The 25,319-nt window shown below is 65.6% G+C and carries 25 protein-coding genes and 1 tRNA gene; 16 read left to right on the plus strand and 10 right to left on the minus strand.

Annotation, left to right across the window (positions count from 1 at the left end):
- Positions 1–13: 13 nt before the first annotated feature.
- Positions 14–160: a hypothetical protein gene (locus K7G81_RS03820; RefSeq protein WP_223029385.1), complete on the minus strand. Its 147-nt coding sequence runs from the start codon at positions 158–160 to the stop codon at positions 14–16.
- A gap of 33 nt (positions 161–193) precedes the next feature.
- Positions 194–269 (minus strand) — tRNA-Ala (locus K7G81_RS03825).
- Between the two features lie 226 nt (positions 270–495).
- Here K7G81_RS03825 and K7G81_RS03830 point away from each other — a divergent pair.
- Entirely contained in the window at positions 496–1,446 is a 951-nt protein-coding gene (locus tag K7G81_RS03830) for a DUF2171 domain-containing protein (protein WP_223029386.1), read from the plus strand.
- A 131-nt stretch (positions 1,447–1,577) separates the two neighbouring features.
- Entirely contained in the window at positions 1,578–2,570 is a 993-nt protein-coding gene (locus K7G81_RS03835; protein WP_223029387.1) for an NADP-dependent oxidoreductase, read from the plus strand.
- 637 nt (positions 2,571–3,207) lie between these two features.
- Here the strand turns inward: K7G81_RS03835 and ypfJ are convergent.
- Positions 3,208–4,122: a KPN_02809 family neutral zinc metallopeptidase gene (ypfJ, locus tag K7G81_RS03840; protein ID WP_223029388.1), complete on the minus strand. Its 915-nt coding sequence runs from the start codon at positions 4,120–4,122 to the stop codon at positions 3,208–3,210.
- 104 nt (positions 4,123–4,226) lie between these two features.
- Between ypfJ and K7G81_RS03845 the strand changes: the two genes are divergently transcribed.
- Genes K7G81_RS03845 through K7G81_RS03855 form a run of 3 tightly spaced genes read left to right on the plus strand, consistent with a single transcriptional unit; the run spans position 4,227 to position 6,826 of the window.
- Positions 4,227–5,390, plus strand: a complete 1,164-nt coding sequence (locus tag K7G81_RS03845) for a patatin-like phospholipase family protein (RefSeq protein ID WP_223029389.1) — start codon at positions 4,227–4,229, stop codon at positions 5,388–5,390.
- A gap of 9 nt (positions 5,391–5,399) precedes the next feature.
- On the plus strand, positions 5,400–6,182 hold the full coding sequence (locus K7G81_RS03850; RefSeq protein WP_223029390.1) for a 3-hydroxybutyrate dehydrogenase: 783 nt from the start codon (positions 5,400–5,402) through the stop codon (positions 6,180–6,182).
- Positions 6,183–6,202: 20 nt separating this feature from the next.
- Positions 6,203–6,826: a DUF4893 domain-containing protein gene (locus K7G81_RS03855; RefSeq protein ID WP_223029391.1), complete on the plus strand. Its 624-nt coding sequence runs from the start codon at positions 6,203–6,205 to the stop codon at positions 6,824–6,826.
- Here the strand turns inward: K7G81_RS03855 and K7G81_RS03860 are convergent.
- Positions 6,801–7,760, minus strand: coding sequence for a cation diffusion facilitator family transporter (locus K7G81_RS03860; protein ID WP_223029392.1), 960 nt, complete (start codon positions 7,758–7,760; stop codon positions 6,801–6,803). The genes K7G81_RS03855 and K7G81_RS03860 overlap by 26 nt on opposite strands.
- 75 nt (positions 7,761–7,835) lie before the next feature.
- Between K7G81_RS03860 and K7G81_RS03865 the strand changes: the two genes are divergently transcribed.
- Together K7G81_RS03865 and K7G81_RS03870 are read left to right on the plus strand one after the other, a co-directional pair.
- Entirely contained in the window at positions 7,836–8,081 is a 246-nt protein-coding gene (locus K7G81_RS03865) for an AbrB/MazE/SpoVT family DNA-binding domain-containing protein (protein WP_223029393.1), read from the plus strand.
- Between the two features lie 3 nt (positions 8,082–8,084).
- Positions 8,085–8,471, plus strand: a complete 387-nt coding sequence (locus K7G81_RS03870; protein ID WP_223029394.1) for a type II toxin-antitoxin system death-on-curing family toxin — start codon at positions 8,085–8,087, stop codon at positions 8,469–8,471.
- A 63-nt stretch (positions 8,472–8,534) separates the two neighbouring features.
- Here the strand turns inward: K7G81_RS03870 and K7G81_RS03875 are convergent, their stop codons facing one another.
- Positions 8,535–8,690 (minus strand): hypothetical protein, encoded by a 156-nt coding sequence (locus tag K7G81_RS03875; protein WP_223029395.1) that lies wholly within the window; start codon positions 8,688–8,690, stop codon positions 8,535–8,537.
- Positions 8,691–8,704: 14 nt separating this feature from the next.
- Positions 8,705–9,982 carry an isocitrate lyase gene (aceA, locus tag K7G81_RS03880; protein WP_223029396.1) on the minus strand — a complete coding sequence of 426 codons (1,278 nt, stop codon included), beginning with the start codon at positions 9,980–9,982 and terminating at the stop codon, positions 8,705–8,707.
- Between the two features lie 378 nt (positions 9,983–10,360).
- On the opposite strand from aceA, the gene K7G81_RS03885 reads away from it, so the two are divergent.
- Genes K7G81_RS03885 through K7G81_RS03895 form a run of 3 tightly spaced genes read left to right on the plus strand, consistent with a single transcriptional unit; the run spans position 10,361 to position 13,187 of the window.
- Positions 10,361–11,752 carry a helix-turn-helix domain-containing protein gene (locus K7G81_RS03885; protein WP_223029397.1) on the plus strand — a complete coding sequence of 464 codons (1,392 nt, stop codon included), beginning with the start codon at positions 10,361–10,363 and terminating at the stop codon, positions 11,750–11,752.
- 18 nt (positions 11,753–11,770) lie between these two features.
- Complete coding sequence (locus tag K7G81_RS03890; protein WP_223029398.1) at positions 11,771–12,163, plus strand: GFA family protein; 393 nt, start codon at positions 11,771–11,773, stop codon at positions 12,161–12,163.
- A gap of 58 nt (positions 12,164–12,221) precedes the next feature.
- Positions 12,222–13,187: a cytochrome c oxidase assembly protein gene (locus K7G81_RS03895; RefSeq protein ID WP_223029399.1), complete on the plus strand. Its 966-nt coding sequence runs from the start codon at positions 12,222–12,224 to the stop codon at positions 13,185–13,187.
- A 131-nt stretch (positions 13,188–13,318) separates the two neighbouring features.
- Here K7G81_RS03895 and K7G81_RS03900 read toward each other — a convergent pair whose 3' ends face one another.
- The 4 genes from K7G81_RS03900 to K7G81_RS03915 all read right to left on the minus strand — a co-directional run bounded on the left by K7G81_RS03900 (position 13,319) and on the right by K7G81_RS03915 (position 17,423).
- Positions 13,319–15,706 (minus strand): TonB-dependent receptor plug domain-containing protein, encoded by a 2,388-nt coding sequence (locus K7G81_RS03900; protein ID WP_223029400.1) that lies wholly within the window; start codon positions 15,704–15,706, stop codon positions 13,319–13,321.
- A 219-nt stretch (positions 15,707–15,925) separates the two neighbouring features.
- Entirely contained in the window at positions 15,926–16,873 is a 948-nt protein-coding gene (locus K7G81_RS03905; RefSeq protein ID WP_223029401.1) for an aldo/keto reductase, read from the minus strand.
- Entirely contained in the window at positions 16,870–17,055 is a 186-nt protein-coding gene (locus tag K7G81_RS03910) for a hypothetical protein (protein ID WP_223029402.1), read from the minus strand. The genes K7G81_RS03905 and K7G81_RS03910 overlap by 4 nt, the downstream gene beginning before the upstream one ends.
- Before the next feature lie 86 nt (positions 17,056–17,141).
- Positions 17,142–17,423: a hypothetical protein gene (locus K7G81_RS03915; protein WP_223029403.1), complete on the minus strand. Its 282-nt coding sequence runs from the start codon at positions 17,421–17,423 to the stop codon at positions 17,142–17,144.
- A 128-nt stretch (positions 17,424–17,551) separates the two neighbouring features.
- Here K7G81_RS03915 and K7G81_RS03920 point away from each other — a divergent pair, with 128 nt between their 5' ends.
- From K7G81_RS03920 to K7G81_RS03945, 6 genes are all read left to right on the plus strand, one after another.
- Entirely contained in the window at positions 17,552–18,526 is a 975-nt protein-coding gene (locus K7G81_RS03920) for an ArsR/SmtB family transcription factor (RefSeq protein ID WP_223029404.1), read from the plus strand.
- Positions 18,523–19,464, plus strand: a complete 942-nt coding sequence (gene metF / locus K7G81_RS03925) for a methylenetetrahydrofolate reductase (protein WP_223029405.1) — start codon at positions 18,523–18,525, stop codon at positions 19,462–19,464. The genes K7G81_RS03920 and metF overlap by 4 nt, the downstream gene beginning before the upstream one ends.
- 11 nt (positions 19,465–19,475) lie before the next feature.
- Entirely contained in the window at positions 19,476–20,522 is a 1,047-nt protein-coding gene (locus K7G81_RS03930; RefSeq protein WP_223029406.1) for a homocysteine S-methyltransferase family protein, read from the plus strand.
- Between the two features lie 151 nt (positions 20,523–20,673).
- Positions 20,674–23,277, plus strand: coding sequence for a methionine synthase (metH, locus tag K7G81_RS03935; RefSeq protein WP_223029407.1), 2,604 nt, complete (start codon positions 20,674–20,676; stop codon positions 23,275–23,277).
- A gap of 66 nt (positions 23,278–23,343) precedes the next feature.
- Positions 23,344–24,240 (plus strand): sulfite exporter TauE/SafE family protein, encoded by an 897-nt coding sequence (locus tag K7G81_RS03940; protein WP_223029408.1) that lies wholly within the window; start codon positions 23,344–23,346, stop codon positions 24,238–24,240.
- A 127-nt stretch (positions 24,241–24,367) separates the two neighbouring features.
- On the plus strand, positions 24,368–25,288 hold the full coding sequence (locus K7G81_RS03945) for a right-handed parallel beta-helix repeat-containing protein (RefSeq protein ID WP_223029409.1): 921 nt from the start codon (positions 24,368–24,370) through the stop codon (positions 25,286–25,288).
- Positions 25,289–25,319 lie beyond the last annotated feature (31 nt).

A 25,319-nucleotide genomic window follows, 5' to 3' on the forward strand; every position in this document is an offset into this window, starting at 1 on the left:
AATTTACCGTCTTCTATTCATATGAACGATTTGGCGAAAATGCAAGCGCAACGCGGCCGCGCGCGCCCTGATCGGTCGGATCGCCATCGTTTCCTCGGGGGATTTGGCGCTCGATCGCGCTCCCAGGCAAAAAACCGGCCGAGATGTCGATCTCGACCATTCGCCGCATATACCTAAGTCATCTAGGTCGGGCTGGTGGAGCCGGGGGGAATCGAACCCCCGACCTCTGCAGTGCGATTGCAGCGCTCTCCCATCTGAGCTACGGCCCCGCGCCCGGCCCGGCAGCGCCGGGAGGCACGCCTGTAGCGGCACTTTTCCGGCGATGCAACACGAAGGGTTGCTCCTTTTCGAACTTTCCTGCGTCGGGCCGCTCCGGCGCTGCGGCGGGCATCGCCGCCATGCGGAACATCCGTCGGTTCTTCCTGTTGATTCGGTGTGAGCGCGGCAAAGACATGCGCCGCGCCGTCGATGATCGAACCATCAGGAGGCGATGCAATGGGCTACCAACGATATCCGCGAAACACCGATCCGCGCGGCGATTATTACGGCCGCCGCGAGCCGCAGGATTACGGCGCCGATTACGGCTCAGGCCGCGATTTCAGCTATTCCGGCGCGCGTGACTACGAAGCCGCCGGGGAGATCGGGCGCAACGATTGGCGCGGCCACCGCGCGACCTATGGCTATGGCGATCCCGGCTATCGCGACGATGATCGCGGACGGGATTATCGCCGCGATCGCGCTCCCGAGCGGCCCTATTACGGCAGCTATGCATCGGATGGGCGCCGCTTCGCCGATTACGGTGATGCCCGGCGCGGTCCGCCCCGCGGCTCTGCCGGCCGCCCGCGCGGCTACGATTATGACGATCGCGGCTTCTTCGATCGTGCCGGCGACGAGGTTCTCTCGTGGTTCGGCGATGAGGAAGCCGAGCGCCGCCGCGAACTCGATCAGCGCTATGACGAACGCCACGGCGATCGCTGGGGCGGCGCCTATGGCCGCGACGACGATTATCATAGCTGGCGCCGTCAGCAGATCAGCGCGCTCGATCGCGATTATGACGAATATCGCCGCGAGAACCGCCAGAAATTCCACAACGAATTCGGTGCCTGGCGCGCCGAGCGGCAGGGCCAGCGCAATGCGCTCGGCCGCGTTGCCGAGCATATGGAGGTGGTGGGCTCGGACGGCGAGCATGTCGGCACGGTCGACAAAGTGCGCGGCGATCGCATCGTCCTGACCAAGAGCGATCCTGATGCCGGCGGCCATCACCACTCGATCCCGTCGCGCTGGATCCAGTCGGTCGACGACAAGGTGACGATCCGCAAGACCGCGGACGAGGCGCACAGCCATTGGAAGGACGAGGAGCGCAACCAGGCGCTGTTCGGCGAGGAGAGGGGGCCGGACGTCGCGGCCTCGCACAATCTCGATCGCAGCTTCTCCGGCACTTACTGATCGTCTTGCGAAATCCGTAAGCGATGAGGCCCGGGTGGCGACGTCCGGGCCTCTTTCGCGATGTGCCCGGTTGCATTGCGCAACGCATCTGCCATACCCGATCGTCGAAAATATCATTGGGAGAGTCGAACATGGCCCGCGCCTGGACGCTGAAATCACGCCCGCAAGGCATGCCCGATCACGGCAATTTCGAACTGGTCGACCTCGATCTGCCGGCGCTGGGCGACGGCCAGATCAGGGTGCGCAACCACTGGCTTTCGGTCGATCCCTATATGCGCGGCCGCATGAATGACATGAAGAGTTACGTACCGCCGTTTCAGCTCGGCCAGCCGATGGAAGGCGGCGCGGTCGGCGAGGTGGTCGAGAGCAAGGCGGATGGCTTCGCGCCGGGCGACAAGGTGCTGCACATGCTCGGCTGGCGCGACGAGGCGGTGGTCGACGCGGCGGGCGTGCAGAAGCTGCCGGCGCTCGGCGTCGAGGACGAGGCGTTCCTCGGCCAGCTCGGTATGCCCGGCATGACCGCTTATTTCGGGCTGATGCAGGTAGCCAGTGCGCGCGAAGGCGACACCGTGTTCGTCTCGGCGGCGGCCGGCGCGGTCGGCTCCACGGTGGTGCAGATCGCCAAGGCCAAGGGCATGACAGTGATCGGCTCGGCCGGTGGCGCCGACAAATGCGCCTGGGTCAAGTTGCTCGGCGCCGATGCGGCGATCGATTACAAGGAAGGCGGCACGCCGCTGGTCAAGAAGCTGATGGACGCTGCGCCAAACGGCATCGACGTCTATTTCGACAATGTCGGCAGCGATCATCTCGATGCCGCGCTGGCGGTGGCGCGCGATCACGCGCGCTTCGCGATCTGCGGCATGATCGACGTCTATAACGACATGCGGCCGACCGAGCTGCGCTATCTCGCCCGCATCATCCAGGCGCGCATCCGCGTGCAGGGCTTCATCGTCACTGATTTCATGAGCCGGATGACCGAATTCTATCAGGACATGGGCGCGATGTTGCAGGCCGGCAAATTGCAGCGGCAGGAAACCGTCCACGACGGGCTCGACGCCATGCCCGACGCCTTCCTCGGCCTGTTTTCCGGCGGCAATACGGGCAAGATGCTGGTGCGTTTGTAGGCGCTCGCGTCATCGCATATTTCGGCGGGGGCAACGCCTTTTCCGGCGCCAGCCGGAAGGCCGTGCATAAGCCCAGCCCGCGCGCGCCCCGCTCCCCCATCCGTCATGCTGAACTTGTTTCAGCATCCATGGCGCAACAATTGCCCGCACGTGCACGGCCGGCGATGGTCCATGGACCCTGAACCAAGTTCAGGGTGATGAACCTTATACGGCAAATCACTCTTGACAAAACGAACCATATAGGATAACACTTGCCGCCATCCTTCTCGCCTCCGGCCTGGCCTGCCGGATCAGCCCGAAGGATCGCAAACGGCGGCACAAACCGCCCGATGCAGCGACCGGCGCGGAGACATCCGGGAAAAATCGGATATCCGTAGAATACCACCGGTGAAGGATGACCGCGGGCGCGTAGGGGCGTTGTCCTCGGACGGCCAACCTTAAACGCCACCCAGGCCGGATCAACCTCCGGTAGCGGCGCGCCGGCTCCTTCACCATCGAAAGCCTCGACGCTTTCTTGTGCTGACTACCCAAAGTCGTCGAGCCCCGGGTGACCGTGGCAGAACGCGCCGGTCACTTGCCCCTTTCCCTCACCGGAATGCGCCCCCGCGCGCCCGGCGTACAGCCGTCACGCGGTCGCCTATGATGCGATGTCGATCGGCCCCGAAAACGTGTCGCACTTACTCGGGTCTGCCGTCTCGATGCCGCGCTTCAGCCATGCCATCCGCTCGGCCGAGGTGCCGTGGGTGAAGCTGTCGGGCACCACGCGACCCTGCGCTTCCTTCTGCAGCGTGTCGTCGCCGATCGCGTGCGCGGCGGTCATCCCCTCCTGCAAATCGCCGGGATCCATGCGGTCGCGGTTGAGCCCGGCCCAGACGCCGGCGTAGCAATCGGCCTGCAACTCCAGCCGCACCGACAGCGCATTGGCTTGCGCCGGGCTCGATTGCTGCATCTCGCGCTGCACCTGGTCCGATGTGCCGAGCAATTGCTGGATATGGTGGCCGAATTCGTGCGCGATCACGTAATCCTGCGCGAAATCGCCGCTCGCGCCGTATTTCTGCTGCAGCTCGTCGAAGAAGCTGGGGTCGAGGTAGATCCGCTGATCGCTCGGGCAATAAAACGGCCCCATCGCCGATTGCGCGGCGCCGCAGCCCGATTGCCCGTTATGATCGTAGAATATCAGCGCGGGCTGCTGGAACGTCCTGCCCGATTGCTTGAACACCGCTGCCCAGGTATTGTCGGCCGAGCTGAACGCGTTGCAGGCGGCCTTCTTGTCGGGGCTCGCGTCGCAGATCTGGCTCGCATTGCCCAGCCCGCCGGACCCTTGCGAAACCTGCCCGCTCGGCGATTGTCCGCCGCCGATCAGTCCCAGCGGATTGCCGCCGAGGAAGAACACGATCGCCAGGAGCACCACCACGCCGCCGCAGCCGAACCGGCTGAACACCATCGGCAGCAGCCCCATCAATAACCCGCTGCCGCCGCCTCCGCCGAATCCGCCACCGCGATTGCCCTGATCGCCGACCTTGATGTCGGGATCGAAATCGTCGAGCCGCATCGTGCTTCATCCCCACTGTTACGCCATCGACAGGCATGCGGTATGCCCGTCATAGTTGCAAGCGGGCTTGATCGTGCTGCGGTGCAGCGCCATTTGGGGCGGCAATGGCGGATATCGAACCCCGGGCCGAGTCGCGGCCGCAAGCCAGGCCGCGGCGGCAGGCGAAGGCGCTGCCGTTGCCCGATCAGGTCGCGCTCGTGCTGCAGGGCGGCGGCGCCTTGGGCAGCTACCAGGCCGGCGTGATCGACGGGCTCGCCGACAGCGGGATCGAGATCGATTGGGTCGCCGGCATCTCGATCGGCGCGGTCAATGCCGCGATTTTCGCCGGCAATCCGCCGGAGCGCCGCGTCGAGCGGCTGCGCGCTTTCTGGGACAAGGTGACGAGCGCGCTGCCCAGCTTCCCGATTTTCCCCAACGACCATGTTCGCGAATGGCTGCACGAATGGTCGGCCGGCTTCGTCTTGGCAACGGGCGTGCCGGGCTTCTTCCAGCCGCGCGCGCTGTCGCCGATGCTCGCCGTGCCGGGAACGCCGGAGGCGCTCAGCTACTACGATACCTCACCGCTCGTCGAAACGCTCGACGAGCTGATCGATTGGGATCTGCTCAACGACGGCCCCGTCCGCCTGTCGGTCGGCGCGGTCGATGTCGAGAGCGGCAATTTCCGCTATTTCGATACCGCGCGAGAGCGGCTCGATGCCCGCCATGTGATGGCCTCGGGCGCCTTGCCGCCGGGCCTGCCGCCGGTGGAGATCGACGGCCGGCTGTGGTGGGACGGCGGGCTCGTCTCGAACACGCCGCTCACCCATGTTCTCGACAACCAGACCGCCGAGATGCTGGTTTTCCAGATCGACCTGTTCGCGTCGCTCGACGATCGCCCGCGCACGATCATGGACGTCATGGCGCGCGAGAAGGAAATCCGATTCTCCAGCCGCACGCGCCAGGTCACCGACCAGCTGATGCGCCTGAGGACGGAGCGCGAGGCGATCCGCAAGGTGCTCGCCAAGCTGCCCGAAAGCCTGAAGAACGATGCCGACGTGGTCGCGCTTGCCGAGCGCGCTGCCGAGCAACCGGTCAGCCTCGTCCACCTCATCTACCGCGCCAACGCCTGGGAGGGCGGCAGCCGCGATTTCGAATTTTCCGCCCGCACGATGCGCGAGCATTGGCTGGCTGGCCGTGAAGCCGTCGGCGAGACGATGGCCAACGCCCGCCTCGTCGCGGAGAACATCATCGACGGCAAGACCGCCGCTTTCGATCTCACCCAGCGATAGGAGAAAGCCATGTTCCTCAAGGGCAAGACTGCGATCGTCACCGGCTCGACCTCGGGGATCGGACTCGCCTACGCCAAGGCGCTCGCCGCCGAGGGCGCGCAGGTGATGATCAACGGTTTCGGCGACGCGGCCGACATCGAGAAAGAGCGCGCCGGGCTGGAGGCGACCAGCGGCAAGGCGCTCTACGATGCCGCCGACATGACCAAGCCCGATGAAATCGCCGCGATGGTCCAGCGCTGCCATGACGAGCTCGGCGGCCCCGATATCGTCATCGCCAATGCCGGCATCCAGCATGTCGCCAAGATCGAGGATTTCCCGCCCGAGAAGTTCGAGGCGATCATCAAGATCAACATGGCCTCGGCCTGGTATCTCTATCGCGCCGCCGTGCCGTTCATGAAAGCGGCCAAATGGGGCCGGGTGATTTCGACCGCCTCGGCGCACAGCCTCGTCGCCAGCCCCAACAAGACCGCTTATGTGATGGCCAAGCACGGCATCGCCGGCCTCACCAAGACGCTCGCGCTCGAGGTCGCGACCGACGGCATCACGGTCAACTGCATCTCGCCCGGCTATGTCTGGACGCCGCTGGTCGAAAAGCAGATTCCCGACACCATGGCCTCGCGCGGCCTGACTCGCGAACAGGTTGTCAACGACGTGCTGCTCGATGCGCAGCCGACCAAGGAATTCGTCACCGTCGAGCAAGTCGCGAGCCTCGCGGTCTATCTCTGCCGTGACGAGGCCAAGTCGATCACCGGCGCCAATCTGTCGATGGACGGCGGCTGGACCGCGGCCTGATCCGGCGCTAGCGCAGCGCGATGAAGATCGCTCCGATCGCCCTCGCGCTGGCGCTCGCCGGTTGCGCTGCCGCCAAGGGCCCGCTCGCCACCGCGGAGACGAGCGCGGCGCCCGATTGGCACGAAGTCGCCACCGATGACGATCAGCAGCGGCTGCGCAGTTGGCGCGACGCCTGGATGAGCGCGAGCGATGCCGTGCGCGCGGCGGGTGAGGGGGCGCGGCTCGATGCCGATTCCGCGCTGTTCGATCCTGATCGCGCCCTCGATGCCGCCGCGCCGCCGCCCGGCGCCTATCGCTGCCGCTGGATCAAGCTGGGATCGGCCGCCAAGGGCGTTGCCGTGTTCACCGAGTATCCGGCTGAGCCGTGCAGCGTCGACGCTGCCGGCAAGCTGATGCGCTTCCGGATGTCGGGCGGGGCGCAGCGGCCGCAGGGCTTGATTTTCCCTGACGAGCCGGCGCGCGCCGTCTTTCTCGGCACGCTCGAACTCGGTGACGAGACGCGGGCGCTTGCATATGCGCGTGACACGAAGCGCGATATGGCGGGCTATGTCGAGCGAATCGGCGACCGGCGCTGGCGGCTGATCCTGCCGCAGCCGCATTTCGAATCGCTGTTCGACGTCATCGAGCTGGTGCCGGCCGCCTGACCGGCACGACCGCGGCATTGGCCTTGCTTTCCGGGCGGATGTAGATCGAGCTCAATTGCGGCAGCGCTGCGCGCAAGCTGTCCTCAATCTCCTCGATCAGCGTCTCGGCTTCGCCCATCGTCACCTCGTCGCGGAAATCGACGCTGATCGCGGCGAACACCTCGTTGGGCCCGGTGTGGATCGTGCGCACATGGTTGACCGACGATACCGACGGATGGCCATCGACGACGTCATGGACGGTGGCGATCACCTCTTCATCGGCGCGCTCGCCGATCAGCAGCCCCTTGGATTCGCGGGCCAGCAGGACGGCGACCGCGGCGAGGATCACCGCGATCCCGATCGAGGCCAGCCCGTCGAGCCACGGCTTGTCGAAATAATGGCTCGCCCACACCCCGATCGCGGCAACGACGAGGCCGGCGAGTGCTGCCGAATCCTCGAACAATACGATAAAGGTCGGCGGGTCTTTCGAACGGCGCACCGCCTGCCACCAGCTCGTATCGCCCTTGGACTTGGCGAATTGCCTGACCGCGACCGCCCAGGAGGAGCCCTCCAGTGCGGCGGAGACGGCGAGGACGATATAGTTGATCAGCGGATTGGTCAGCTCCTCGGGGTCGACGATGTGGCGATAGCCTTCGAACGCGGAGACGCCCGCGCCAATCGCGAAGATCAGGATCGCGACGACGAAGCTCCAGAAATAGAGCTCGCGGCCATAGCCGAACGGGTGTTGATGGTCGGGCGCCTTCTTCGAGCGATGCTGGCCATAGAGCAGCAATATCTGGTTGCCGCTGTCGACCACCGAGTGGAACCCTTCGCTCATCATCGACGACGAGCCGGTGATCGACGCGGCGATGAACTTGGCGACCGCGATCCCCAGGTTCGCCGCCAGCGCGGCATAGAGGACGATGCCCGATTCGCCGTGATGCTGCTCCGCCATCCGCCTCGCCTAGCCGAGCGGGTTTGAGGCGGGAAGGGCGTTGCCGGTCATCGGCGATTTTGTTATAACCTTGGTATGAACAAGCCATTCGCCGTCCCGCACGAACTCAAGCTGATCAAGATCGGCAATTCGGTCGGTGTCATCCTGCCGAAGCAGGTGCTGGCGCGGCTTGGCGTTGCGCCGGGGGACAGCGTAAGTGTCGTCGATACCCCCGACGGGCTTGAACTGCGCGCTGCCGATCATGGCTTCGAAGAGCAGATGGCTGCGGCGCGCGAGGTCATGGCGCGCCGCCGGAAGGCATTGCGCGAGCTCGCCAAATAGCCAGTGGACTGGATTTGGGTCGATATCGCCGTGGCACTGGCTGCGCACGACGAGCAGCTTGCCGAGCACGGTGGCGCGCGCGGGGTTCGCGATCACGGGATGCTGGAAAGTGCGATGGCCCGGCCGCAGAATCTCGTCGCCTATGGCGATCCGGATGCGGCGGATCTCGCCGCAGCCTACGCGTTCGGCATCGCGCGGAATCATCCATTCGTCGATGGCAACAAGCGGACGGCGGCGGTGGTCAGCGAAACGTTCCTGATGCTCAATGGCTATGCCCTCGATTGTAGCGATGTCGAGCTGGTCGTGACCTTTCTATCGCTTGCGGCTGGCGAATTGTCGGCAGAAGCCCTTGCCGAGTGGTTTCGGGCGCAGGTCGTTTCGCGGGGGTGATGGCGGAAACGCCCGCCGGGTTTCCCCGACGGGCGTCCTTCCTCCCCAGGAAGGCGTGACGCGTCAGCCGAGGCGACCGAGGCGGTGATAGAGAGACGAGAATTTGGACGAGCGCGGATCGTCGGCGATCTTGCGGACGTAATCGGCGACGGCTTCTTTCAACAGCGCGAAATCCTCGGTCGAGAAGACGGCGCGGCTGCGTTGCGGTTCGGTAGGCATCGGTGCTTCTCCTTTCAGGCGGCTTGCTTGGCGAACTGGGCGGTTTCAGTTGATTCGCCGAGCGCGGTGGTCGAGCTGGCGCCGGCGGCGACGGCCTGGGCGACGAGGTCGAAATAGCCAGTGCCGACCTCGCGCTGATGGCGCGTCGCGGTGTAGCCATCGGCCTCGCTGGCGAATTCGGCTTGCTGCAGCTCGGAATAAGCGGCCATGCCGCGATCCCTGTAGCCGCGCGCCAGCTCGAACATGCCGTGGTTGAGGCTGTGGAATCCCGCCAGCGTGACGAACTGGAACTTGTAGCCCATCGCGCCCAGCTCGCGCTGGAACCGCGCGATATCGTCCTTGTCGAGATTGGCCTCCCAATTGAAGCTCGGCGAGCAATTGTAGGCGAGCATCTTGTTCGGATGCGCAGCCTTGATCGCTTCGGCGAAGCGGCGGGCATCGGCCATGTTGGGCTTCGAGGTTTCCCACCACAGCAGGTCGGCATGTTCGGCGAACGCCAGTCCGCGCTTGATGCAATGATCGACGCCGGTGCCGTCCTTCAGCCGGAAGAACCCTTCGGGCGTGCGCTCGCCGGTCAGGAACTCGTGATCGCGCTCGTCGACATCCGAGGTGATGAGCTTCGCGCTCTCGGCATCGGTGCGCGCGACGATCACGGTCGGCACGCCCGACACGTCGGCGGCGAGCCGCGCGGCATCGAGGTTGCGGATGTGCGCCTGGGTCGGGATCAGCACCTTGCCGCCGAGATGCCCGCACTTCTTCTCGCTGGCGAGCTGGTCCTCGTAATGAACGCCCGCGGCGCCGGCGGCGATATAGGCCTTCATGATCTCGAAACAGTTGAGCGGCCCGCCGAACCCGGCTTCGGCATCGGCGACGATCGGCGCGAACCAATCGCGGTGGGCGCCGCCTTCTGAATGCTCGACCTGATCGGCGCGCTGCAACGCGTTGTTGATGCGACGGCACAGCTCGGGCCCGGCATTGGCGGGGTAGAGCGACTGATCGGGATACATCGCGCCGGCGGTATTGGCGTCGGCGGCGACCTGCCAGCCCGACAGATAGATCGCCTTCAGCCCGGCGCGCACCTGCTGCATCGCCTGATTGCCGCTCATCGCGCCGAGCGCGTTGATGTAATCCTCCGACCGGAGCAATTCCCACAAGCGGTTCGCGCCACGACGGGCGAGCGTATGCTCGATCGTGACCGAGCCGCGCAGCCGGGCGACGTCGGCGGCGGTGTAGGGGCGGGCGATGCCATCGAACCGGCCGGTAGGGGCGGGGACGAGATCGTCGAAGGTCATTGTCGGTTCCTTTACAAGTCGCGCCCGATCGACAACGGGCATGACGGTAAGTTGACCAATTTGACTCGATCCGACACCCGATTTCCCGCGATTACATGGTCACGAGGTCGATTAGAGGCCGTGCGGACTTGTTATATTATAAAGAATATGACAATTTCCGTGGATGGATCATCGACAATCCCGTGGAGGCGAAATTCCATTCGCAAACGCTGTCATGCTGAACGTGCTTCAGCATCCATGGGCGACGCTGGTCGCGCACCTGATGGTGTTGTCGCGCCGTGGACCCATTTCCCCCAGATCAGATCTGGTTTGGCAGGGCCGGAACAATAGCAGAACATTGCCATGTAGGAAAGGTCTCGGAATGAGTCGCGACGGTTCATGACGACCGGTCGAAAGCTGTTCGCCGGCCATGCGGTGCGGCGGTTGCGCCGGCAGGCCGGGCTGACGCAGGCGGCGATGGCCGAGACGCTGGAGATCAGCGCGAGCTATCTCAACCTCGTCGAGCGCAACCAGCGCCCCTTGTCGGCGACGCTGCTGTTGCGCCTCGCCGAACGGTTCGACTTCGATCCGCGCGCGCTTTCCGCCGACGAGCCCGGCGGCGGCGCGGACGCGCTACGGCGCCGGCTGGCCGATCCGCTGTTCGGCGATCTCGAGGTCGATCGCAGCGAGATCGAGGAATGGCTGGCCGCGGCACCCGGCGGCGCGGAGGCGTTCGCGCGCGCTTATGACCGGATCGGGCCGGGAGCCGCGCCGGTGGGCGCCCTGCGCGATCCGGTCGATCTGGTGCGGGGCGAGATCGAACGGTGGCGCAACCATTTCGCCGATCTCGATGCCGCGGCGGAAGCGCTGGCCGACGAATTGCGGCTCGGCGCCGGCGATCTCTACGGCGCGATCGCCGAGCGGCTGCGCGTCAAGCACCAGCTCGGCATCCGCATCCTGCCCGCCGACGTGATGCCCGATCTGCTGCGGCGGCTCGATCTCCACGCCCGGCAGTTGCAGCTTTCCGAAAAGCTCGATCCGGCATCGCGGACCTTCGCCGCGGCCTATCAGCTTGCGCTGATCGAGGCTCGCAGCGAAATCGACGCGTTGGTGCGTGCGGCGGCATTCCCCGATCGCGCCGCCGAGCGACTCTACCGGCGGCACCTGGCAAGCTATTTCGCTGCCGCGGTGATGATGCCCTATGCCCGTTTCCTGCGCGCGTGCGAGAGTACCGGCTACGATATCGAGCTGTTGCAGCGGCGCTTCGGCGCGGGGTTCGAGCAGGTCGCCCACCGCTTGACGACGTTGAGCCGGGTCGGCGCGCGCGGCTTGCCGTTCTTCATGATCCGCGTCGATCGGGCCGGGCAGGCATCGAAACGCTATGCCGGCGCCAGCGGTGCGGTGCTGGTCGAGGCCGAGGGCGCGCGATGCCCGCTGTGGCAGCTGCATCACGCATTCGATCGACCGGGAAGCCTGGCAGTGCAACTCGTCGAGCTGGAGGATGGTGGGCGCTGGCTGACGATCGCGCGCACGGTGACGCCACAGGGGCGGCGGATCGGCGGGATCGAGGCGATGTTCGCGGTCGGGCTGGGGGTCGCCGCCGATCTCGCCGCGCCGCTGGCGGTGTCGCGCGGGATCGATCTCGGTGGCGAGGCGACCCCGATCGGGCTCGGCTGCCGGCGCTGCACCCGCGCCGCCTGCCCGCAGCGATCGGCGGCGCCGGCCGCGCGCGCGCTGCTGATCAACGATATCGAACGCGGTGTTTCGCCGTTTACATTTGCGGGGGAATGACTGGGAAGGAGATTGCGGATGAGCCGCGTTACCGGCGGATGCCTGTGTGGCGACGTGCGGATAGAGGCATCGGGGCGCCCGTATCGAGTCGGCCTGTGCCATTGCCTCGATTGCCGCAAGCATCATGGCGCGCTGTTCTACGCATCGGCGGTCTTCCCGCAGGACGCGGTGACGATCACGGGCGAGACGCGCGATTATGCCGGGCGGTTCTTCTGCCCGCGTTGCGGCTCTTCGGTGTTCGCGCGCTTCGGCGATGAAATCGAGGTGCATCTCGGCGCGCTGGACGCGCCCGACCAGTTCGTGCCGACCTATGAAAGCTGGATCGTCCGTCGTGAAGCCTGGCTGCCGCCCTTTCCGTTGTCGCGGCGATACGATCGCGATCGCGAAACCTCGGGCCGCTTCGAGGAATGACGGTCCGCCTCCCGCTGCGCGGATTGCCGCGCGGGATGGGCGGGCCTATGATTCGCCAATGAGCCTGGCCGCCGCACCGACCCTGCGCGATCGCGCCGCCGCCAGCTGGGCGACGCCGGGCGGCAAGGCGGGCTGGGCGCTCGTGCTGATCGGCATCGTCTTGTGGTGGCTGTGCCGTTTCCATGCCGATATCGTGCCGTTCTGGCTGCCGTGGGACTTCTCGCCCTTATGGTATGCGGCGTTCGCCTTCACCGGCTTCTGTTATGTGCGCGGGCTGCGGCGGGTGCCACAGGCGCGGTGGCGCGTGGCGCTGGTTGCGATCGGCGCGGCGTTGATCTGGACGGTGGTGCAGACGCGGTTCGAATATCTCGCGCTGCACCAGTTCTTCTACAACCGCGTGCAGCATATGATCATGCACCATCTCGGCGCGTTCCTGATCGCGCTCGGCTGGCCGTGGGAGGCGATCGTCGCGGGCATGCCGGCGGCGGCGCGGCGCGTGGTCGAGCATCGCTGGTTCCGTCGCTTCATCGCCGCGTCGCGCCAGCCCGAGGTGGCGGGGTTCGTGTTCGTCGGGCTGCTCGCCTTGTGGCTGACGCCGTCGGTGCATCTGACGGCGATGCTGAGCCCGGTGCTCTATCCGGTGATGAACTGGTCGATGGTGATCGACGGGTTGCTGTTCTGGGCACTGGTGCTCGATCCGCGGCCGCCCGAACAGGCGGGGATCAGCTTCGTCGCGCGCGCGGTGCTCGGCGTCGTCGTGATGTTCCCGCAGATCGCGATGGGCGCCTATCTGTGCTTCGCCGACCACGATCTCTACCCGTTCTACACCTGGTGCGGGCGGCTTTATCCGACGATCGACGCGCTGATGGATCAGCGGATCGGCGGCGTCGTGGTGTGGGAATCGCCGGGGATGATGAGCGTGTTCACATTGATCCTCGTGCTCAACGCCAAGCGCCGCCACGAGGAAAGCATCGCGCCGAAAAGCGAGGGCGGGGTACCGAGCGCACGATGGACCGGGCGATAAGGTGATCGCTTGAGAATGCGCGTGACGCATTCTGGCGGAGCCAGCCCGCGCCCCACCCGGCCACCTAATGCGATTATCCTATGGGCGGCCGGGTGGGGGAGCGGGCTGGCTCCGCTCTCAAATACAAATGCTTACCAGTCGACGCCGACCTTGGCGTAGAGATACCGCCCGTTGAAGCCGAACGGCGAGTAGAAGGGATAGGAAACTACCCCGGTCGAGCTCAGCAGGTTGGCGGGCGTGCGATCGGGATAGACGTCGAACACGTTGTCGACGCCCAGCCCGAAGTGGAACTGGTCGGCGACGTCGAACCGCGCTTCGATATCGGTGATGAATTTCTTGCCGGTGTGGATGTCCCTATCTTCGGAGGTGCCGGGTTCGTTGACATCTCCATAATAGGTGCCGCGCAGCGTGAAGCCGACCGGCTTCAGCGACCAGTCGATCGTGCCTGTCACCTTGGTCGCCGGCGTGCCGTCTTCCAGCGAGACGATGCGCTGGCGGCTGACCAGCGGCGGCGCCGGATCGAGCGCCGAGGTCGTCTGGGGCACCTTGAGCACCTTGAGGTCGTTGTAATTGCCCGCCACGGTGAAGTTGAACGTACCGGCAGCCGGCGTCGCCAGTTTGTAATTGGCGACCACGTCAACACCGCGCGTGCGGGTCTTCACGCCGTTGAGGAAGAAGCGCGCCGCCCCGACATTGGCTTCGTCAAGCAGGGCATCGACTGCATCACTGAAACCGTGACCGATGCTCTCGGACAAGGCTAGGCCGTCGCGGATATCGATTTCATACCCATCGACAGTGATGTTGAACGGCCCTTGGTGGAAAACGAAGCCTGCCGAATAATTGGTCGACTTCTCCGGTTTGAGCGGCTTGCCGCCGAGTATCCGGGCGTTGTCGCTGACGGAGGGCAGTGTGCCGGTCAGGATCACATTGCCGTCAGTGATGACCGATGAGACCGACGTGAAATATTCCTGTTGAAGCGAGGGCGCGCGGAATCCGGTCTGGATGCCGCCGCGCAGCGCGAAGCTGGGGGTGATGTCCCAGCGCGCGGAGAGCTTGCCATTGGCGGTGGTGCCGAAATCAGAATAATGTTCGAGCCGGCCTGCCGCGCCGATGCTGAGCGGCCCGAACTTGCCCTCGAGATCGAGATAGCCGCTGACATTGTCGCGGTGATGGTTGACCGCATTATCCGGGCTGAAGCCGCCGAAGCCCTGCGCGCCGCCCTGATCGTAGGAACCGAGCTCACCGGGGGTGATCTTGTAGCCCTCGCGGCGATATTCGGCACCGGCCGCGACCGTCAGATCGCCGCCGCCAAGTGCGTAATCGTGGCTGAGATCGAGATTGGTGACGAACTGATCGTAAGACATTGCGCCGTCGTAAAAGCGCGTCGGCGAATCCGCGCCGTAAGCGTGGTTAAGCGTATGCAGCGTCGCAAAGTCGATCTTGTTCTTGCCGTATGACGCAATCAGGCTGGTATCCCACCCGCCGATCGCGCCCTTGATGCCACCGGCGGCAGTCAGGTCGCGCGACTTGGTCTGGATGATCGGCAGGAAGCCGTTGGGATAGATTTCCGGCACATTGTTGGCGTTGCTCGGGTTGCGCGGGAACGCCGCCGATTGCGAGCGGCGATATTGGTAGCCGCCCCAGCCGACCACCTGCCAGCCCGAATCGCCGATCGGCACACCGAGATTGGCATAGCCGGTATATTGGTTGACGTCGGGATCGCCGTAGCGCGAGCGGACCACGGCGGGATCGTCGCGGCTGTCGACGTCGCCGCGGCTGGTCGGGTTGCGATTGACGAACTCGCCGGTGACGTCGAGGTAGCCGCCGTTGTTGCCGATTGCGACATTCTGCCACACCGATGCGGTGGTGGTGCCGCCATCGACGACGTGGCGCGGCGAATAGAGCGTATCGACATTGGTATCATAGCCGCCGAAGGTGACGCTGGCGCCGCCGCCGCTGCGCTGCTGGCGCAGGCGCAGGTTGACGACGCCGGCGATCGCGTCCGATCCGTACAGCGCCGAGGCGCCGTCGCGCAGCACCTCGATCGATTCGAGTGCGGCGGTGGGGATCGTGTTGAGATCGACCGCGGCGGCACCGCGCCCGACCGAGCTGTTGATGTTGAGCAGTGCCGAGGGGTGCGCGCGCACGCTGTTGATCAGCACCAAAGTCTGGTCGGGCGAAAGGCCGCGCAGCGTCGCCGGGCGGATCGCGTCGGTCGCGTCGGTCACCGCCGGGCGCGGGAAATCGATCGACGGCGCGACGTTGGCGAGCGCGGCGGCAGCTTCGGTGGTGCCCTGGTGCTGCAGCGCGGCCTGCGACAGGACATCGACCGGCGACACGCTGTCGAGCCGGGTGCGGCCGGCGGCGCGCGTGCCCGTAACGATGATGTCCGCGCCGTTCGTCTCGCTGGCGCTGGCCTGGTCCTGGGAAGCGGCCGTCGTGTCGGTCTGTGCCGCGGCGGGAACCGCTATCAGCGCGGTGAGCGCGGCACCACCGAGCAGAAGAGTGCGTGTCATCATCGTCAGAAACCCTTTATCCCTTGGCAACCTGCGCAAGCGCAAGCTCCCGGCGTGGGGTTGATCCCCACTGAAAAAGCTCAGACATCCTTCCAGATGCCGCGCTGTTCTCGCGCGGTCATCTCCAGGATATGATGGGCCGGGGTAACGGGCTTCAAGCATCGTGCCGCCCAGACGCAACGATTTGCATCAAGGGTGTCGCATAACTGCAACAATCGTGCGTCAGGCGCCCGCGGCGGTCAGCCTGTCAAGCTGGTCGCGCGACAAGTCGAGATCGATCGCGCCCATGATGTCGTCGAGCTGGTCGAGGCTGGTGGCGCTGGCGATCGGCGCGGTGACCCCGGGTTGCGCGGCGAGCCAGGCCAGCGCGATCTGCGCCAGCGTGGCGCCGGTTTCCGCGGCCACCGCGTCCATCGCGTCGATCACCCCCATCTTGTGCGCGATCAGATCGCCGATCCGGCCGCCGCGCACGCTCTTGCCGAGGTCGTCCTTCGACCGATATTTGCCGGTGAGAAAGCCCGAGGCGAGGCCGTAATATGGCGTCACCGCGATATTGCGCTCGACGCACAGATCCTGCAACTCGCCCTCGAATTTTGTGCGGCTGACGAGATTATATTCGGGTTCGAGCACGTGATAATGCGGCAGCCCACTGTCGCGCGCGATGTCGAGCGCCGATTTCAGCCGCGCGGCGTGGAAGTTCGACGCGCCGATCACGCCGACCTTGCCCGCCTCGATCAGCTTGCCGAAGGCGTCGAGCACCGCATCCTGCGGCGTATTCTCATCGTCCTGATGCGCGAAATAGACGTCGATGCGATCGGTGCCGAGCCGCTTCAGCGAAGCCTCGCAGGCGGCGGCGATGCGCGCGGGCGCCAGCTTCTCGCCGCCTTCGCCGGGCAGCATGCCGACCTTGGTGGCGATGATGACCTGATCGCGCTTGCCCGATTGCCGCAGCCATTCGCCGATCACGCTTTCGGATTCGCCGCCCCGGTGGCCGTCTACCCAGGCCGAATAGACATCGGCGGTATCGATCATCGCGCCGCCACGCTCGACAAAGCGATCGAGCAGCGTGAAGCTCGTCGCCTTGTCGGCGGTCCAGCCGAACACGTTGCCGCCGAGCACCAGCGGCACGGTTTCGAAATCGGTGGCGCCGAGACGGCGTTTGGCGGTCATTGGCCGGGCTCCTGATCGGTGTTGGTCACGGCCGCGGCCGTGACGCTGTTGGCATCGAGCATCGCGGCCGCATCGTTGAGCTGGCTCGCCTCGCTATGGCTGAACCCACCGAGGCCGGGATCGTCGGCCTTTTGCCCGCACGCGGCGAGCAGGACGAGCGGCGTCAGCAACAGCAGGCGCATCGATGAAATCCCCCAGCAAGAACGAAGGGCCGCGTTGAAATGCCAACGCGGCCCTCGCGCTTTTGATCCGCAGCCTTGCGACCGGTTCAATCGGCGTCGATATCGTTGCCGGCGGCATCGAAGCCATTGCCGACATCGGCGGCGGCGTTATCAAGGCTGTTGCCGGCAGCGTCCATCGAATTGGCGGCGGCGCCGAGCGCATTGTCGGTCGCGGCATCGACATCGTTGACCGCGGCGCTGGTCGTCGCGTCCATGTCGGCGGCGGTGGTGTTGGCGGCTTCGGACGTCTCGTCCTGCGCCTTCTGGCTGCACGCGGAAAGGCCGGCCACGGCGAGCCCGGCGGCAGCGATCAATGCGAGCTTGGTCATCTTTTCCAAGTTCCTTTCTTGCGATGGATGGCCCGTGAACGATCCGAGGGCTATCGAAGCGCGCCCGCCAACGCAACGCCATTGCTGCGTTGACGACATATAAAGATATCTTTATATCTCTTTCCGTCATGACGATCGCTCTCGACATCTTCCGCGCGCTGGCGGATTCGACGCGGCTGCGCATTCTCGCGTTGCTGCGCTCGATGGAATTGTCGGTGGGCGAGCTGGCGCAGGTGCTGGGGCAAAGCCAGCCGCGCGTGTCGCGTCACGTGAAGATCCTGTGCGATGCCGGGCTTGCCGAGCGGCGCAAGGAAGGCAGTTGGGTATTCGTCGCCCCCGGCGCGGATGATCGGGTCGCGCCCGTGGTCGCCGCGCTCGAGGCATGGGCGGCGATCGAGCCCGATCACTGGGCGGTCGCCGATGCGGCGCGGCTGGCGGCGGTGCGTGCGGATCGCGCGGCGGCGGCGCAGAGCTGGTTCGCCCAACATGCCGGCGAATGGGATGCGATCCGCTCGCTTCATATCGCCGAGGAGCAGGTCGAGGCAGCCATGAAGGCGGCGCTGGGCGATGCGCCGGTCGAGCGGTTGATCGATATCGGCACCGGCACCGGGCGCATGCTCGAGCTGTTCGCCGGCCATGCCGAAAATGCGCTGGGCATCGATCGCAGCTCGGAAATGCTGCGGCTGGCGCGGGTCAAGCTCGCCGAGCGCGGCCTGACGCATGCCGAATTGCGCCAGGCCGATCTCTATGCGCTGCCGCTCGGCGACGGCGAGGCGGACCTGGCGATCATCCACCATGTGCTCCATTTCGCGCAGCAGCCGGGAGCCGCGATCCGCGAGGCGGCGCGTGTGCTGATGCCCGGCGGGCGGCTTCTGATCGCCGATTTCGCGCCGCATGACGTTGAGGAATTGCGGACCCGCGACGCGCATGCGCGGCTGGGCTTTTCCGACGAGCAGATCGTCGGCTGGTTCGAGGCGGCGAGCTTGCTGCCGGTCAGGACCGAGACATTGGAGGGGGGCGAACTGACGGTGAAATTGTGGCTCGCGCGCCGGATTGATCAGCGCGGGGGCGAGGGGCTGACCAAGGAGGTGAAGGCGGCATGACGCTGAGTGTTTCGCAGCTCGAAGAGGCTCGTCGCGCGCTTGATGCGCCGCTGTTCGCCGATCTCGCCGGCGACGCGCAGGTGTCGTTCGAATTCTTCCCGCCCAAGACCGAGAAGATGGAAGCCACCTTGTGGCAATCGATCGAGGCGTTGGCGCCGCTCGGCCCGCGTTTCGTGTCGGTGACCTATGGCGCCGGCGGCTCGACCCGCGAGCGGACTCACGCCACGGTGGCGCGCATCCAGCGCGAGACGCCGCTCGCCGCCGCCGCACACCTGACGTGCGTCGAGGCGACGCGCGAGGAGATCGATGCGGTCGCGGAGGAATATTGGGCGGCCGGCGTGCGGCATATCGTCGCCCTTCGTGGCGATCCGCCGAGCGAAGGCGCGCGGTTCGTGCCGCATCCGGGCGGCTATGAAAATGCCGCGGCGCTGGTGGCGGGACTGAAGAAGCTGCATCCGTTCGAGATTTCGGTCGCCGCTTATCCCGAATGCCATCCCGATTCGACGGACGTGCAGGCCGATCTCGATAATCTCAAGCGCAAGATCGATGCCGGCGCGACGCGGGCGATCACGCAATTCTTCTTCGCGCCCGAAGCCTTCTTCCGGTTTCGCGATGCCGCGGCCGCAGCGGGGATTACCGCGGAGCTGGTGCCGGGCATCCTGCCGGTTTCCAACGTCGCGCAGACGCGCAAGTTTGCCGGGATGTGCGGCGCGGCGATCCCGGCGTGGATGGACCGATTGTTCGAAGGCCTCGACGATCATCCCGGCGCGCGCCAGCTCGTCGCGGCGACGGTGGCGGCGGAAATGTGCCGCAAGCTCTATGCCGGCGGGGTGCGCGAATTCCATTTCTACACATTGAACCGGGCGGAGCTCAGCTTTGCGATCTGCCACCTGCTCGGGCTTCGGGCGAAATCGGCGGCGCAGAGCGCGGCGGCCTGAAGGACATGACGATGACTGTACGCGATCAATTCAATGCCGAGGCGGCTAAACGCATTCTGGTGACCGACGGCGCGTTCGGCACCGAAATCCAGCGCTGGAAGCTGGCCGAGGCCGATTATGCCGGCGATCTGGGGCTGACCAAGGACCAGAAGGGCAATAACGACATCCTCGCGCTGACCAAGCCGGAAGTGCCCGAGAGCATCCACCGCGCCTATTTCGAGGCGGGGGCGGATATCGCCGAGACCAACACTTTCTCGGCCAACCGCATCAGCCAGGCCGATTACGGCGCGGAAGGGCTGGTGCGCGAGATCAACGTCGAGAGCGCGCGGCTGGCGCGCAAGGTGGCGGACGAATTTGCGGCCAGGGACGGGCGGCCGCGCTTTGTCGCCGGCGCGATCGGGCCGACCAACAAGACGCTGTCGCTGTCCCCCGATGTCGAGGATCCGGGCTTTCGCGAGATCGACTTCGATTATCTGAAGCATGTGTATCGCGAGCAGGCCGACGCGCTGATCGAAGGCGGGGCGGACTTCATCCTGATCGAGACGGTGTTCGACACGCTCAATGCCAAGGCGGGGATCATGGCGGCGCTCGAAGCCGGCGAGGCGTTGGGCCGTGACGTGCCGATCATGCTGTCGATGACGCTGACCGACCTTTCCGGGCGCAACCTCTCCGGCCACACGGTCGAGGCGTTCTGGCACGCCGTGCGGCATGCGCGGCCCTTGACGGTGGGGCTCAATTGTTCGTTCGGCGCCGAACAGTTGCGGCCACATGTTCGCACATTGTCTCAGATCGCCGATACGCTCATTATGGTCTATCCCAACGCCGGGCTGCCCAACGAACTCGGCGAATATGACGAGATGCCGGAAACGACCGCCGGGCTGGTCAAGGATTGGGCGGACGCGGGGCAGGTCAACGTGCTCGGCGGCTGCTGCGGCTCGACGCCGGACCATATCGCGGCGATCGCCAAGGCGGTCGACGGCCTGCCACCGCGCGCGCTGGCGACGCCCGAGCGCCGCACCCGGCTCGCCGGGCTGGAACCGATGATCATGGCGGCGTGATCCGATCCTCCCCATGCAATGGGGAGGGGGACCGCGCCCGAAGGGCGGGGTGGAGGGGGCTCTCCACTAGCTAAACCGAATTTAGGAGAGCCCCCTCCACCATGCTCCGCATGGTCCCCCTCCCCGCGAGCGGGGAGGATCAGAGAGTAAAATGACCACCAACGCTTCCTCCTCCTTCGTCAATATCGGCGAGCGTACCAACGTTACAGGCTCCGCGCGCTTCAAGAAGCTGATCATGGCGGGCGACTATGCCGCCGCCGTCGAGGTCGCGCGCAGCCAGGTCGAGAACGGCGCGCAGGTGATCGACGTCAACATGGACGAAGGCCTGCTCGATTCCGAACAGGCAATGACCACGTTCCTGAAGCTGATCGCCGCCGAGCCCGATATCGCCCGCGTGCCGGTGATGATCGACAGCTCGAAATGGTCGGTGATCGAGGCCGGTCTGAAATGCGTCTCGGGCAAGCCGATCGTCAATTCGATCAGCATGAAGGAGGGCGAGGAGAAATTCCTCGCCGAAGCGCGCAAGTGCATGGCGTACGGCGCCGCGGTGGTGGTGATGGCCTTCGACGAGGTCGGGCAGGCGGACACCGAGGCGCGCAAGGTCGAGATTTGCGAACGCGCCTATACCCTGCTGACCGGCATCGGCTTCCCGCCCGAGGACATCATCTTCGACGCCAACATTTTCGCGGTGGCGACGGGGATCGAGGAGCATAACAATTACGCGGTCGACTTCATCGAGGCGGTGAAGGAGATCAAGAAGCGCTGCCCGCACGTCCATTTCTCGGGCGGGCTTTCGAACCTGTCGTTCAGTTTCCGCGGCAACGAGACGGTGCGTCGCGCGATGCACTCGGTATTTCTCTATCACGCGATCCCCGCCGGGCTGGACATGGCGATCGTCAATGCCGGCCAACTCGACATTTACGACGACATCGATCCCGAACTGCGCCAGGCGTGCGAGGACGTGATCCTCAACCGCGATCCGGAAGCGGGCGAGCGGCTGGTCGCGCTGGCGGAGAAGTATCGCGGCAGCGACCCGGCGGCGGAGAAGCAGGCGGCCGAATGGCGCGGCTGGGAGGTCAAGAAGCGGCTCGAACATGCGCTGGTCAAGGGCATCGACGCGCATATCGTCGATGACACCGAGGAAGCGCGGCAGCGAATCGCCGAGGCCGGCGGTCGCCCGATCGAGGTGATCGAAGGGCCGCTGATGGACGGCATGAATGTCGTCGGCGACCTGTTCGGATCGGGCAAGATGTTCCTGCCGCAAGTCGTTAAAAGCGCTCGCGTCATGAAGAAGGCCGTCGCGCATCTGCTGCCGTTCATCGAGGCCGAGAAGGCCCCCGGCGCGCGCGGCAAGGGCAAGATCGTGATGGCGACCGTGAAGGGCGACGTCCATGATATCGGCAAGAACATCGTCGGCGTCGTCCTGCAGTGCAACGGCTTCGAGGTGGTCGATCTCGGCGTCATGGTGCCGTGGTCGGACATCCTGAAAAGCGCCAACGACAATGATGCCGACATGATCGGGCTGTCGGGCCTGATCACGCCGTCACTCGACGAGATGGTCACGGTCGCCGAGGAGATGAAGCGGGGCGGGCTCACCATGCCGCTGCTGATCGGCGGCGCCACCACCTCGAAGGTCCACACCGCGCTGAAGATCGCGCCGGCATATGATGGGCCGGTGGTGCATGTGCTCGACGCCAGCCGCGCGGTCGGCGTCGCTTCGACCTTGGTCAGCGACACGCAGCGCGATGGCTTCGTCGGCAAGACCGCCGAGGAATATGCCGACATCCGCGCCAAGCGCGAGGGCAAGGGGCAGAGCGCGCTGCTGCCGATCGAGACCGCGCGCGAGCGGGGGTTCACGATCGACCCCGCGCTCAAGCCGCCGGCGCCGAAACAGCCGGGGCGCCATGTGTTCGAGGACTGGGACCTCGCCGAACTGCGCGACTATATCGACTGGACGCCGTTCTTCCGCGCCTGGGAGCTGGCGGGCACCTATCCGGCGATCCTCGATGACGACGTGGTGGGAGAAAGCGCGCGCAACCTGTTCGAAGACGCGCAGAAAATGCTCGATCGCGTGATCGCCGAGAAGTGGCTGACAGCGAAGGGCGTCGCCGCGCTGTGGCCGGCGCGGCGCGAGGGCGACGACGTGCTGATCGGGGCAGGCGGCGAAACGCGCATGCCGTTCCTGCGCCAGCAGATCGCCAAGCGAGAGGGGCGGGCGAACATGTGCCTTGCCGATTTCGTGACCGAGGACGACTGGATCGGCGGCTTCGCGGTCGGCATCCACGGGATCGACGATCATTCGGCGCGGTTCCGGGCGAACCATGACGATTATTCGGACATCCTGCTCAAGGCGCTGGCGGATCGCTTCGCCGAGGCATTCGCCGAACGGCTGCACCAGCATGTGCGCACGACGCTCTGGGGCTATGCCGAGGGCGAGCAACTGACCAACGAGGCGCTGATCAGGGAGCAATATCGCGGCATCCGCCCGGCGCCGGGCTATCCGGCCTGCCCCGACCACAGCCTGAAACCGATGCTGTTCGACCTGCTGAAGGCCGGCGAGGCGACCGGGATCACCCTGACCGAGAGTTTTGCGATGCTGCCGACCGCGGCGGTCTCCGGCTTCTATTTCGGACACCCGCAGGCCGATTATTTCGGCGTGGCGCGAATCGGCGAGGACCAGGTGAGCGACTATGCCGCGCGGCGTGGGGTGGCCGAGGATCAGGCGAAACGCTGGCTCAGGCCCAATCTGGACTGACGAAAACGCTTCGGCCACCGATCGGAAACCGCTATCGAGCGGACTCGGCTCGATTTGGGGGTTGGGGTGAGCAGACGGCTGTTTGCAATCGGTGCCGGCCTGCTAGCGCTTGCCTACGTCCTGATCTGGTTGCTGGCGCCGCTGTCGCCGGCCCTGCTCGAACGCTTGTGGTTCCTGCCCGGCATCGGCGTTATCGGCGCGACGATCGCCAATACGTCGGGGACCGGCGGCGGGGTGGTTTTCATCCCCGTGTTCAACGCCTTGCGAGGAATGGGCGTGATGACGCTCGACCGTACCCAGGTCGTCGCGGCAGCCTTCCTGATCCAGTGTTTCGGCATGAGCATGGGTGGGTTGCGCTGGGCCAAGGGGCTGCACGACGCGCCGCCGGCACTTCGCGAATCCACTGTCCACGACTTCTGGCGGGTGATCGCGCTGGTGCTCGGTTGCGCGTTGCCGGTGCTGCTGGCGACGCAATGGGCGACGCATTTCGATCCGCACGACGTGCTGCTGGCGTTCAAGGGGTTTTCGCTGATGCTCGGCATCGCGGTGATCGTCACCACCTGGACGGTGAACCGGACGCGGCCGCAGCTCGCGCACGTCCATGGTCTGGACTTCGCGGCGCTGGCGGTGATCGGTCTGGTCGGCGGCTTTGTGACGGCGCTGTTTTCGGTCGGCCTCGGCGAACTCGTCGCCCTCTATCTGTTCATCCGTCATTACCCGCTGACATTGTGCGCGGGAACCGCGGTGGTGGTTTCGGCGGTATCGTGCCTGGTCGGCGCGCCGTTCCATATCGTCGAGGGGAACGTGGTGTGGGAGGTGATCGCGCTTGCCGCGCCCGGCGCACTGCTCGGCGGCTATTGGGCGCGGCCGGTGGCGATGTGGCTCGGCGCGAAGCGGCTGAAGACGCTGGGCGGCACGTGGATCGTCGCCTCGAGCCTCTATCTCATTCTGCTCAACGTCTGAGCCGCTCCATTCCGGGACGAAACCCCGCCTCGGCAACCATTTGTCCCGGCAAAGCACGCGATTAACCTTCAATTCGGCTTTTCCCGGCCGGCGCTAGGCGGCAGCGATGATCCGAAAGGAAACTGCCATGCGCTCGCCACCGCTTCTCGCCGCTTTGCTTCTCGCCACCCCCGCTGCTGCACAGAGCGGGGCGTTCACCGTCGATGGACGCGGCTTTGCGTCGCTGCAGGATGCCGTTAACGCCGTTGGCGGCGGCACGGCGACGATCACCATCGCCCCCGGCAGCTATCGCCAGTGCGCGGTGCAGCAGGACGGTCGCGTCACCTTCCAGGCGGCAATCCCCGGCAAGGTGGTGTTCGACGGCACCGCTTGCGAAGGCAAGGCGGCGCTGGTGCTGCGCGGCAATGCGTCGATCGTCGACGGCATCGTCTTCCGCAACATGGCGGTGCGCGACGGCAATGGCGCCGGCATCCGCATCGAGAATGGCGACCTTACCGTAAAGAACGCGATGTTCCTCGATAGCCAGGAAGGTATCCTCGGCAACGAACAGGGCGGCGCCCGGGTCGCGATCGACCATTCGACCTTCTCGGGCGACGGCACCTGCGATGCGGCCTATGATTGCGCGCATTCGATCTATCTGGCGACCGACGGCAGCGTCACCGTTACCAATTCGCGGTTCGAACGCGGGCAGGGCGGGCATTACGTCAAGCTGCGCACGCCGAAGCTGACGATCGCCGACAACAGTTTCGACGACAGCCACGGCCACAAGACCAATTACATGATCGACCTGCCCAATGGCGGCACCGGCACGATCACCGGCAACACCTTCGTCCAGGGCAAGGACAAGGAGAATTGGTCGGCGTTCATCACCATCGCCGCCGAGGGCAAGAAATTCTCCTCGAACGGCCTTGCGATCCGCGGCAATACCGCGAGCCTGGCGCCCGGCATCGATCGCAACCCGGTGTTCGTCGCCGATCTCGGCGGTGATGCCCTCACCATCGCCGACAACAAGCTGGGCGCAGGCATCCGCCGGTTCGAGGAGCGCTGAAGCCCGCCCTGATTGTCCTGCGCCGCGCGCT

The sequence above is a fragment of the Hephaestia mangrovi genome, assembly GCF_019880555.1.
Lineage (GTDB): Bacteria > Pseudomonadota > Alphaproteobacteria > Sphingomonadales > Sphingomonadaceae > Sphingomonas > Sphingomonas mangrovi.